Below are 11163 nucleotides of genomic sequence, written 5' to 3'. Positions count from 1 at the left end.
GGTTAAAAATCAATTTAAGATAAAAATTCAATCCATCCGCCGTGATTCGGCCGGTGTGAGAAAGCGTCCGCAGAGAACGATAAGAACCAGTACAGGCAGCCCCATGGCAGCAGTAAGCATGAAAAAAGAGGAGTATCCCAGGCTGTCCACCAGGGTGCCTGAATATCCTGAGAACACTTTGGGGATCAACGTCATCAGCGAAGAAAACACGGCATACTGAATCGCTGTAAACCGGATATTGGTCAGGCTGGACAAAAAGGCCACAAAGGCCGCCGATGCCAGACCGGCGGCCAAATTGTCCGCAGAAATCACAAGATAGAGCAGGACAATGCTGGGCCCGGACTGGGCCATGGCCACAAAGAGCAGGTTGGTCAGGGCCGACAGCAGGGCCCCGGCAAATAGAATGGGCATGACGCCGTATCTTAAGGTCAGGCCGCCCCCGAGGAATCCCCCGGCAATGGTCATCAACAGGCCGAAGGTTTTCACCACGCCGGCAATCTGGGTCTTGGTAAAGCCCAGGTCCTGGTAAAAGACATTGGAAATTACCCCCAGAACGATATCCGAAATCCGGTAAAGGCCGATGAGTGCCAGAATCAGCCAGGCGGCGGCGATGCCGTAGCGGCTGAAAAAATCAGATACAGGTTCGATATAGGTCGCTCTGACCATCTCACGGTTCACCAGCCCTGCAGCGGCAAGCCCCCGGACAATGGCCAGGGCCGTTGCAATTCCGCCGGAAAGCCTTAAAGCTTCCACCAGAAACCCTGAAAGGTGCCCGTTTATCATCCAGCCGCCCAGCATGGATTTCAGCCAGGGGGCCGCATCCCGGGTCAGGTAAAACCAGCCCACAAAGCCGCCGGCCGCCAGAATAAAAAGCAGAAATGCCCTGGCATGGCCCCCGGCCTCCAATGGCGGCGCACCGGTGATTCCGGTTTCCGGCTCATGGATCACCAGGGTGGTGACCATCCCCACCACCATGACGCCGGCCATGATCCAGTAGGTGGCCTGCCAGGCCGGGTAATGGTAGAGACCCTTTGACGAACCGAACAGGTCTGCCAGAAACAGGGCGCCGGCACCCGCCACCACCATTCCCACCCGATATCCTGCGATATAGGCCGAGGCCATCATGGCCTGGAGTTCTTCTCCGGCCGACTCAATGCGGTAGGCGTCGATGGCGATATCCTGGGTAGCAGAAGAGAATCCCAGCAGTACGGCTGCCGCAGCCATGAGATGGAGGCGGGCCTGTCCGCCTGCAGGGTCTATCATTGCCATCCAGCCGATGGCCGCCATGATGGCAGCCTGGGCAGTCAGGATCCAGGCACGGCGCCGGCCCAGCCGCCGGGTCAAAAACGGGATGGGCAACTGATCCACCAGAGGGGCCCATACAAATTTAAAGGAATATCCCAGGGCGGCCCAGGAAAAAAAGGTCACCGCAGACCGGTCCACCCCGGCCTCCCTCAGCCACAGGGAAAGGGAGGAAAAAATCAAAAGGATGGGAATCCCCGCAGAGAACCCGAAAAAACACATGGTCACCACCCTGGGGTGGCAGACGGCCTGGAGTACAGGCTTAAAGGGAAATTTCAAAATCGCAGGAAACTCCGAAACATCTGGTGGGTTTATTCTTGTCTTTAAAGAAACGCCGGCATTGCTCCACCATCTCATCCACCTGGACGTCGATCCGGTCCTGGTTGAAATGGATCAGGCCCAGCTGCCCCACATTGGCCCTCAGGGCGAGATCAAGCACCTGGGAAACCGAAGAATGGCCCCAGCCTTTTTTGCCGTCGTATTCCTCATCCCGATACTCGGTATCGTGGTATAGGACATCCGCGTCCCTGCAAAAATCAATATAGTCGTCCAGGGACCGGCTCTGGGCATGGGCAAAGCCCAGTTCGTTGTCTGTAAGGAATACAAAGGTTTTCCCGTTCTCCGTAAATTTGTACCCCAGGCTGTCCTTTGAATGGGAGGTGGGGATGCTTTCAACGGTGATGGGACCGATGGAAAAGCGCCCGTTCAAGGACGGGTCAAACCGGATGTCGGCCCGATAATCCTTCAGGCCGACGGGGAAAAAAGGGTGTTTCATCACCTCGCCGAACACCGCCCGGGTATTGAGGCCGTCAAAGGTACGGTCCTGGACGATGATGCGGCAATCCTTGCATAGCATGGGATGAAAAAAAGGAATACCGATGATGTGGTCCCAGTGGGTGTGGGTCAGCAGCAGGTGAGACTCTTTTACCTTGCGCCGGACCAGGGATTTGCCCAGGCGGCGGATACCGGTGCCGGCATCGACAATGATGATTTCCCCTGATTCCGACTGGATTTCGAAACAGGTGGTATCACCTCCATACCGGTTATATTGGCTGCCGGATACGGATATGGACCCCCTGGATCCCCAACATTTTATTCGCATGTTCCCCCTGCATCCCTCAAGTTAGAATAACCCCACAACTGAGCACACTTTTATAGATATGGTATGAATCGGGCCTAAAATCAATATTTTTTTTAAGAATCATCCCGAATCCCCTTATTTTATGGGGTCGGACAGCCGGTTAAACCGGGTTCATTTTATGTTTGTTAATCATTTTCAAAAATAGTTTGAAAATATCAAACTTTTTGGCATACATATATTGACAATCATTATTTAATCTGCTTAGGAAGCAGGTATATCAACCCGTAACCAAATAACGAAAAAGGGGATGACATATGGCACAGCTTATCGCAGACAGGCGTGACGTGGACTTTGTATTGCACGAACAGATCGGGACAGTTGACCATGAATTGTTTGAGGAATTCAATAAAAAGACCATTGACCTGATTGTTTCCGAAGCCAGGAACCTGGCCGTAAAGGAAATCCTCCCCACCTTCAAGGAAGGGGATGAAATCGGCTGCACCCTGGAAAACGGGAAAGTCACCACTCCGGACTCCTTCAAACGGGCCTGGGAGCTGTTCTGTGAAGGCGAATGGCTGGGCATGTGCGATGATCCCGAGGTGGGGGGCCAGGGCATGCCCAAGACCGTGGGCTGTGCCGCCCTTGAATACATGGTGGGGGCCAACTCCGCCTTCATGCTTTACTACGGGATGACCCACGGGGCCGCCAAACTGGTGGAGGCATTCGGGGACGAGACCCAGAAAAAACTGTACATGAAAAAAATGTTTGCCGGCGAATGGGGCGGGACCATGCTCCTCACCGAACCCGATGCCGGTTCCGATGTGGGGGCGCTGACCACCACGGCCACCCTCAACGATGACGGCACCTATTCCATCCAGGGCACGAAAATATTCATCTCCGCCGGCGAACACGACCTCTGCGACAACATCATTCACCCGGTTCTGGCGCGTATCGAAGGCTCTCCGGCCGGCACCCGAGGCATTTCGCTTTTCCTTGTCCCCAAATACAAGGTCAATGAAGACGGTTCCCTGGGTGAATTCAACAACGTGGTCTGCACCGGCCTGGAAGAAAAAATGGGCATCCACGGCAATGCCACCTGCACCCTGTCCCTGGGAGACAAGGGACCGGCCATCGGCACACTTCTGGGCGAAGTGAACAAGGGCATGCCCGAAATGTTCCAGATGATGAACGAAGCCCGGGCCTTTGTGGGCTTGCAGGGATTTGCCGTGGCTTCCGCCTCCTACATGTACGCCCTGGATTATGCAAGAAACCGCATCCAGGGCCGGAACATGGCGGCGGCCAAAGGCGATTTCAGCAGCGTGGCCATCATCAACCACCCCGACGTGAAGCGGCAGTTGCTCAATATGAAGTCATACACAGAAGGCATGCGTTCCCTCCACTACTATTATGCCAAATGCCAGGACATTGTGGAAACCACCGAAGACGAGGCCCTCAAGGCCCAGACCGCCGCACTCATTGAAGTGCTCACCCCCATCGTCAAGGGCTATATCACCGACAAGGCCCTGGAAGTCTGCTCCCACGGGGTCCAGGTTTACGGCGGCTACGGATACTGCAGTGAATTCCCGGTGGAACAGCTCATGCGGGATTCAAGAATCTTCATGATCTACGAAGGCACCAACGGCATCCAGGCCATGGACCTTCTGGGCAGAAAGCTTTCCATGAACAAGGGCGACAGCTTTGCCTACTTCATTAATCAGATGAAGGCCACCATAGAAGAAGCCAAGGGCGTTGAAGGGGTTGAGGTATTGGCGGACAAGGTGGCCCAGGCCGTTTCCCGCCTGGAAGAACTGGCTGCGGATATCGGCGGCCGGTCAAGGTCCGACAAGGCCCTGAATGCTTATGCCTTTGCCCACCCCTTCCTGGAAATCACAGGGGATGTCACCTTTGCCTGGATGCACCTGTGGCGGGCCATGACCGCCGCACCCAAACTGGCTAAAAAAGCCGGTTCCCTGGACAGGGAGGCCGTTGCCGCCAAGGCCGCCAAAAACAAGGATGCCGCCTTCTACGCCGGCACCATGGCATCGGCCAGATTTTTTATTAATACCCTTTTGCCTGCAACCTATGGTAAGATGGATGCCATCCTGGAAGGGGACACCTGTGTAGAAGATATTCTAAACGTCTCCTTCGGTTCAAAGTAAACACACGCCGGCCCCGGGATGCCCGGGGCCGGCTGCTGAAACTTCGGAGGTATCACCATGCTTGAAACCATCAAAAAAAGCCTGCTCACCGGCGTTGGAATGGCCCTGCGGTCCAAAAAGGAAATCGAAACCCTGGCAAAGGAATTTGCGGAGCAATCTGAAATGAACCAGCAGGAAGCCAAGGAATTCCTGGATGACTGCCGGAAGCGTTATGACGACGCTAAATCTGATCTGGATACGAAAATTGAAAAAACCATCGAATCCATCCTAAAGCGACTGGACCTGCCCTCCAGGTCAGACATCGACGCGTTGAACAAGCGCATGGACGACCTGACTGCAAAATTAAAAGAAGAACAAGACTGATCTCCCGGTCTCTTCTTTACCCATGCTTTCCATTAAAACCGTAACACGGATCACCAAGCGGTACCGGCACCTGGTCCGGTACCAGCAGATCATCGGCATCATTCTCAAATACGGATTTGAGAACATCATTGATGCCATGAACATCAATTACTATATCGAGTCGGGGCTGCGTCTCATTCCCTTTGCCAAGCCCCATGAAAAGGTTGAAAAGCTTTCCCGGAACCAGCGCATCCGGATGATGCTGGAGGAACTGGGCCCCACCTTTGTCAAGATGGGCCAGGTGCTCTCATCCCGGCCGGACCTGGTGCCCGTGGACCTGACCCGGGAATTGACCCGGCTCCAGGACAAAATCCCCTCATTCGGGTTCGACCTGGTCAAACAGATCATCCACAGCGAGTTCGGCAAACCCTGGGACCAGGTTTTCCACTCCATGGAGGAACGCCCCTTTGCCTCAGCCTCCATCGGTCAGGTCCACCGGGCCATGCTGGACCGGGACACCCCCATCGCCGTAAAAATACAGCGCCCGGGCATCCAGAAAATCATTGAGGTGGACCTGGAAATCATCCATTACCTGGCCCAGGTGATGGAAAACAATATCGAGGAAATCGCCATTTTCCGACCGGTAAAAATCGTTGAGGAATTTGCCGCCACCCTGGAAAAGGAACTGGACTATACAGTGGAGGCCGCCAACATGGAACGGATGGCCGGCCAGTTTAAAAAGGACGACACCATCCGGATCCCCAGGGTCTACCGGTCCTGCTCGGGACAGCGGGTATTGAGCATGGAGTTTATCCAGGGTATCAAGGCCGACGACATAGAGGCCATTGACCGGGCCGGGCTGGACAGGAAACAGATTACCCGGGCCGGGGCCGATTTCATCATGCGCCAGGTCTTTGAATTCGGATTTTTCCATGCCGACCCCCACCCCGGCAATATTTTCATCCTCAAGGATTCAAAAATCTGCGTGGTGGATTTCGGCATGACGGGATTCGTGGACCAGGCCACCCGGGAATTGTTCATCGATCTTCTCCACGGCCTGGCCTCCAAAAACATACGGATGACGGCCAGGCTGCTCTGTGAGCTGGCGGAGTTCGATACCCCCCCCAGGATGGGTAAGCTTGAGAAGGATATTGCCCTGTTCTCATCCATCCACCTGTCCCGGGCCCTGAAGGAGATCCATCCCGGCCGCATGGTCCACCAGTTCCTGGAACTGTGTGCGGAGCACGGGCTGCGCATCCCACCGGACCTGTTCCTCATGATAAAGGCCTTTATTTCCATTGAAGGGGTGGCCCGGAAACTGGACCCTGAATTCGACATGGTGGGCCACGCCCGGCCCTATGTGCGGGCCGCCACCCTGAAAAAATATTCCTTCCCCAGGGTGTCCAGTGACATTGCCGGGATTGCCAAGGAAACCTTTGCCCTGCTCCAGACCCTGCCGTCGGATACGGCCCAGCTCATTTCACTGGCCAAACAGGGCAAGCTCAAAGCCGTGGTTCAGATGGACGGCCTGGAAAAACTGATGACCACCCAGGACCAGACCTCCAACCGGATATCCTTTGCCATCATCATCGCGTCCCTGATTCTGGGTTCGGCCATCGTGCTCAACTCGGCCATCCCCCCCCTGGTATTCGGGGTTTCCGTTATCGGTATTGCAGGATTCATCACGGCGGCGGTGATGGGAATCTGGCTGCTGGTGGCCATTATCCGGAAAGGGAAGCTGTGACCTGCCGGTACCGAAAGCCAATTTTGCAACCATTAGACGGCATGGGCTGCGACCCGCCGCTAACCAAAGGAATTGAATCGGCTACCGGTCTCCGTCATAGGGATACCAGTCGGATTCCCTTAGCCGGTCTACCTTGAGGATACCGATTTCGTAGGAGTTGGTATTAAATACCACCTTCCGCCCCTTAATTCCCCCCACATCCTCTGAAACGATTTTAATCTGCTTTCTGGTGAGGATATCCCTGGCGGTCCTTAGATTATCCCGGCCGATATCCATGGGTGAAATTTCCTGGTTAAAGGCCCCACCGAAAATCTGTGCTTCAAGGTGGGCGCGTTTTGACCCGTTTTCCATCATCATCCGGATTAAAACAGGAACAGCGATGTTGCCGTACAGGGCGGTGGTTTTCTGTCCGGTGCCGGCATGGGGGAAAAGAAAGTGGTTCATGCCGCCGGTTTTCAGCCGTTTGTCGTAAAGGCTGACGGAAACCGAAGAGCCAAGCACCGTTGAAATAACGGTGGGTTTTTCAGGCAGGTAAATAAAACCGGGCCTTAGGAAATAATCCAGAACAGCCGGTGAATCTGAATGTGTGGTCATTAAAAATTATCTATTTTTTTCAGGTTTTACGCCCTGGTTGTATCCTATTTGCAGCCCTGAATCAACCCCCCTTTTTTACCATTCTCACCCTCCCGTTTCACCTGAACTTGCCAATTGCCCGACGGCTGTGGTAATAAATGGATTTACACTGAAAATATAATGTAAAGATAGAGGATTGCAGTCATTTGTGGATATCCGCATCGGACATTTAAACATTCTTGACCATTTAATACTGGCCCCGGCAGGTGCCTGCGGGGAACCACCGGGTAACCGGCCGGCCGCTCCCAGGCTGACCGGTTCTGTGCCCGAAATCTATCTTCAGCCCCTGAATTCCTGGGAGCAGGTCGCCCGTGGCCTTCAGTCCGGAGATATCAACGCCGCCTTTATCAGCATCCCATTGGCCATGGCATTGTCCCAGCAAAAGCAGGATATTGCCCTGGTCATGTTCACCCACAGGGGGGGAAGCCGGATGGCGGCCGCCACCGGGGTGAAGCAAATCAAAGATTTCAGGGGAAAAAGCGTCCTCATCCCCCACGCCCTGTCCATCCAAAACATGCTGCTGCACCGTTTTCTGGATGCCAGAAACCTGATCCCGGAAAAGGCCGGCGACCGGCGGGGGGTCTGCGCCGAATCCATCCCCTCCTTTCTCATGCCGGAGATGGCAGCCAGGGACCATGGGGAGATTGCCGCCCTTATCTGTGAAGCCCCCTTCGGCACCGAAGCAATTGACCGGGGCGGTGCCAGGCATCTGCTGGCCACCCAGGATCTCTGGCCTGACCATCCCGGCTCCGCTTTTGTGGTGCACCGGGATCTTCTCAAGGGCCGGGAAGCCGATATAAGTGCCCTTGTCAGCTTTTTTTTCCGGTGTGCAGAATTTATAGACGCCCGCATCCAGGCCCAGGATGACGCGTTGGTTCCGCTGGCCGCAGACTTTTTGCAGAAACCGGCCGGCCTGGTCCGCCGGGCCCTGGCAGCGGCCTGTATCCGATATACACCGGAGCTATTGGTTCCCGAACCGGAGCTATTAAGCGTTATTGCCCGCTACATGGGAGAGAACATGGGCCTGCTGCCCGGCCCCATTGATATGGAAAATTTTGTTGTCCCAGGCTTTGCACGCCAAGCCCTTGAGGAGTTCAATTGCTGAAAATAGAAATCGAAAAACTGAGCAAAGCCTACCAGCGCAAAGGAGAAGCCCCCCACCTGGTACTCAAGGACATCTCCTTTGACATTGATCCCGGTGATTTCGTTATTATCCTGGGCGAATCCGGCTGCGGGAAGACCACCCTGCTCAACCTGATCGCCGGCCTTGAGCCCGCCACTTCAGGCACCATCCGGGTAAACGGCAAAGAGATATCGGGCATCCACCCCTCGCGGTCCATGATTTTCCAGCAGCCCGTGCTGATTCCCTGGCTCAGTGTACGGGAAAACGTAGCCTACGGCTGCAAACTCCGCAAAGACATCCAGGACCTGGATTACCGGGTCAGCCAGTTTCTGGAAATCATGGGACTGACCGGGGCGGCAGAAAGCAAGCCCCGGCATCTTTCCCTGGGCATGGCCCAGCGCGTCTGTCTGGCCAGGGCGTTGGTTGGCCGCCCTTCCGCCCTGCTTCTGGACGAGCCGTTCGCTTCATTGGACACCTTTACCCAGGCCCATATCCAGGAAGAACTGACCAATCTCTGGCTCTCTGAAAAATTCACGGCCGTATTTGTCACCCATGACATTGATGAGGCGGTCCGTCTGGGCAATAAAATCGTCCTTTTGGGCGGGGATCCGGCAACAGCGACCGAAATGATTGAAATAAATGCGGAATATCCCAGGGAAAGGCACCATCACCAGATAAAAGGATTCAGGACCAAAATACTGGAACGCTTTAAAAGCGCCTATCAGGTGAAGCGGAGGTTGATCTGATGCCTGAGATGACACGCAGGGATTTTTTGAAAACAACGGCCAAGGCTGCAGGGGCTGCCGCCGCAGGTCCTTTGTTCCTGCCCGGAGCGGGGCTGGCCAAGCAAAGCCCCCTGAAACTGGGCTACCTGCCCATCACCGATGCCACCCCCCTTTTGGTGGCCCACGGCCTGGGTTATTTTGCCCAGGAGGGGCTGAATGTGGAACGGCCGGTCATGGTCAGGTCCTGGAAGGTGCTCACCGAGTCCTTTCTGGCTGGCAAATTCAACCTGACCCACATGCTCTTTCCCATCCCGGTATGGATGCGGTTCAGGCAGGGGGTGCCGGTGAAGGTGCTGGCCTGGGACCATACCAACGGCAGTGCAGTGACGGTCCGGGGCAATTCCGGAATAAGGGGATTCAAAGACCTGAGCGGCAGACAGGTGGCTGTGCCTTCCTGGTACTCCATGCACAACCTGCTCATGCAGATGGGACTGCGGACCCAGGGACTGACCCCGGTCATCCGTCCCCAGTCCGCCCCCCTCTCCGACAGGGAGGTCAACCTGTTCATCCTGCCTCCGCCGGACATGCCCACCGCCCTCTTGGGCAAAAAAATAGATGCCTTTATCGTGGCAGATCCCTTCAACGCCCTGTCCCAGGAGAAATTCTCGGCCAGGATCATGCGTTATTCAGGGGATATCTGGAAAAATCACCCCTGTTGTGTTATCGTCACCCATGAAAATTTGATCCGTGAAAACAGTGCCATGGTCCAGAAGGCAATGAACGCCATTGTCCGGGCCCAGGCCTGGTGCATGGCCAATCCAATGGAGACGGCCCACCTGCTCAGCCGGGACGGGGAAGGCTATCTTCCCGTCCCCCAGAAGGTGCTGAACCGGGTATTCGGGACGATAGATAAACAGGAACTGGTTCACCCCCAGTGGGGAGTGGAACGGATCGGTTTCCAGCCTTACCCATTTCCGTCTGCCACCCGGTTTATAGTGGACCGGATGAAGGAGACCCTGGTGGAAGGCAGCACGGCATTCCTATCAGGGCTGGATTCAGGCGCAGCCGCCCGTGAGCTGGTGGATGACCGATTCGTGAGCCGGGCATTGGATGGCATCGGCGGAATCAAACGGTTCTGCAATTGTGACATTGAAAAACCATTTACCAGGGAAGAAATTGTTGAAATCAGTTAACCCATTTTCCCAGCGCGGATCTCGCCAGGCAGGCCTTAGCCCTTATTTCACCCGCATCTGGCTGGGGTGGAAATACGAGCTGGCCGGATTGGGAATCTTTGCAGGCCTCTGGGCACTGATTACCGGCGTCCTTTTCTCCCGTCCGGATTATGCCCAGTTTACCGGCTTTCTGCCCGGCCCCACCCTGGCGGCCCTGGCAGATGCCGCTGGTGACGGCAGATTCTGGCTCTCTGTATTCACCAGCTTGCGGCGGATCGTTGCGGGCATTGCCCTGGCGGCGGTAATGGGACTTCCCATTGGGATCATCGTAGGCTTTTATCCGCGGCTGAGGGGACTTTCATATTCCGCCATCCAATTTATCAGGATGATCAGCCCCCTCTCCTGGATGCCGATTGCCCTGCTTTTATTTACCAGCTTTGAATCTGCCGTATATTTTTTGATTGTAATGGCCACCATTTGTCCTATAATACTGAACACGGCCATCGGCGTCATGGACATCAATCCCCAGTGGATACAGATGGCCAGAAACCAGGGCGCCGACAATATTCAGATCATACGGACCATTATCGTACCCTACGCCGTTCCCCATATGATGACCAGCCTGAGACTGGCCCTTGGGGTGGCCTGGATTGTCCTGGTGCCGGCAGAATTCTTAGGGGTGTCGTCGGGACTGGGTTACCTGATCAACGACGCCAGGGATACTATGGAATACGACAAGCTCATGGCAATGATCATTGCCATCGGCATGCTGGGTTTTATACTGGACCGGACATTTCAAAAATTTCAGAGTATGCTCAGCCGGTCCTGGAAAGGGTAAACCCCCAATTTAAGAATAATAAACATAGATTTAAGTATACATAT

10 protein-coding genes are annotated in these 11163 nt (G+C 55.1%); 7 read left to right on the top strand and 3 right to left on the bottom strand.

Translation table 11 applies throughout. The annotated features are described in order from the left end of the window. Positions 1–27: 27 nt before the first annotated feature. Together HUN04_24485 and HUN04_24480 are read right to left on the bottom strand one after the other, a co-directional pair. Positions 28–1524: an MFS transporter gene (locus HUN04_24485; protein WDP93399.1), complete on the bottom strand. Its 1497-nt coding sequence runs from the start codon at positions 1522–1524 to the stop codon at positions 28–30. A 40-nt stretch (positions 1525–1564) separates the two neighbouring features. After that, positions 1565–2404: an MBL fold metallo-hydrolase gene (locus HUN04_24480; protein WDP92705.1), complete on the bottom strand. Its 840-nt coding sequence runs from the start codon at positions 2402–2404 to the stop codon at positions 1565–1567. A 293-nt stretch (positions 2405–2697) separates the two neighbouring features. Between HUN04_24480 and HUN04_24475 the strand changes: the two genes are divergently transcribed. Genes HUN04_24475 through HUN04_24465 form a run of 3 tightly spaced genes read left to right on the top strand, consistent with a single transcriptional unit; the run spans position 2698 to position 6628 of the window. After that, on the top strand, positions 2698–4542 hold the full coding sequence (locus HUN04_24475) for an acyl-CoA dehydrogenase (GenBank protein ID WDP92704.1): 1845 nt from the start codon (positions 2698–2700) through the stop codon (positions 4540–4542). 57 nt (positions 4543–4599) lie between these two features. Continuing rightward, on the top strand, positions 4600–4905 hold the full coding sequence (locus HUN04_24470) for a phasin family protein (GenBank protein ID WDP92703.1): 306 nt from the start codon (positions 4600–4602) through the stop codon (positions 4903–4905). Between the two features lie 22 nt (positions 4906–4927). After that, the gene (locus HUN04_24465; protein ID WDP92702.1) at positions 4928–6628 is read left to right on the top strand and encodes an AarF/ABC1/UbiB kinase family protein; all 1701 of its coding nucleotides are present in this window, start codon (positions 4928–4930) and stop codon (positions 6626–6628) included. Between the two features lie 81 nt (positions 6629–6709). Here the strand turns inward: HUN04_24465 and HUN04_24460 are convergent, their stop codons facing one another. Then, entirely contained in the window at positions 6710–7222 is a 513-nt protein-coding gene (locus tag HUN04_24460) for a chemotaxis protein CheD (GenBank protein WDP92701.1), read from the bottom strand. A 175-nt stretch (positions 7223–7397) separates the two neighbouring features. On the opposite strand from HUN04_24460, the gene HUN04_24455 reads away from it, so the two are divergent. Genes HUN04_24455 through HUN04_24440 form a run of 4 tightly spaced genes read left to right on the top strand, consistent with a single transcriptional unit; the run spans position 7398 to position 11119 of the window. Beyond that, positions 7398–8366 carry an ABC transporter substrate-binding protein gene (locus HUN04_24455; protein WDP92700.1) on the top strand — a complete coding sequence of 323 codons (969 nt, stop codon included), beginning with the start codon at positions 7398–7400 and terminating at the stop codon, positions 8364–8366. After that, positions 8363–9130 carry an ABC transporter ATP-binding protein gene (locus HUN04_24450; protein ID WDP93398.1) on the top strand — a complete coding sequence of 256 codons (768 nt, stop codon included), beginning with the start codon at positions 8363–8365 and terminating at the stop codon, positions 9128–9130. The genes HUN04_24455 and HUN04_24450 overlap by 4 nt, the downstream gene beginning before the upstream one ends. Continuing rightward, positions 9130–10302 carry an ABC transporter substrate-binding protein gene (locus tag HUN04_24445; GenBank protein ID WDP92699.1) on the top strand — a complete coding sequence of 391 codons (1173 nt, stop codon included), beginning with the start codon at positions 9130–9132 and terminating at the stop codon, positions 10300–10302. The genes HUN04_24450 and HUN04_24445 overlap by 1 nt, the downstream gene beginning before the upstream one ends. Next, positions 10220–11119, top strand: coding sequence for an ABC transporter permease (locus HUN04_24440; protein WDP92698.1), 900 nt, complete (start codon positions 10220–10222; stop codon positions 11117–11119). Before HUN04_24445 ends, HUN04_24440 begins: the two co-directional genes overlap by 83 nt. Positions 11120–11163 lie beyond the last annotated feature (44 nt).

The sequence above is a fragment of the Desulfobacter sp. genome (assembly GCA_028768525.1).
Classification (GTDB): domain Bacteria; phylum Desulfobacterota; class Desulfobacteria; order Desulfobacterales; family Desulfobacteraceae; genus Desulfobacter.
The sequence above is the reverse complement of the archived record's forward strand: the minus strand, read 5'-3'. Positions and strand labels throughout refer to the sequence as shown.

What these genes read in the sequence shown, in the direction of transcription:
- HUN04_24485 (WDP93399.1), bottom strand. Translation starts at nt 1,524, where the DNA reads ATGTGTTTTTTCGGGTTCTCTGCGGGGATTCCCATCCTTTTGATTTTT.
- HUN04_24480 (WDP92705.1), bottom strand. Translation starts at nt 2,404, where the DNA reads ATGCGAATAAAATGTTGGGGATCCAGGGGGTCCATATCCGTATCCGGC.
- HUN04_24475 (WDP92704.1), top strand. Translation starts at nt 2,698, where the DNA reads ATGGCACAGCTTATCGCAGACAGGCGTGACGTGGACTTTGTATTGCAC.
- HUN04_24470 (WDP92703.1), top strand. Translation starts at nt 4,600, where the DNA reads ATGCTTGAAACCATCAAAAAAAGCCTGCTCACCGGCGTTGGAATGGCC.
- HUN04_24465 (WDP92702.1), top strand. Translation starts at nt 4,928, where the DNA reads ATGCTTTCCATTAAAACCGTAACACGGATCACCAAGCGGTACCGGCAC.
- HUN04_24460 (WDP92701.1), bottom strand. Translation starts at nt 7,222, where the DNA reads ATGACCACACATTCAGATTCACCGGCTGTTCTGGATTATTTCCTAAGG.
- HUN04_24445 (WDP92699.1), top strand. Translation starts at nt 9,130, where the DNA reads ATGCCTGAGATGACACGCAGGGATTTTTTGAAAACAACGGCCAAGGCT.
- HUN04_24440 (WDP92698.1), top strand. Translation starts at nt 10,220, where the DNA reads ATGGCATCGGCGGAATCAAACGGTTCTGCAATTGTGACATTGAAAAAC.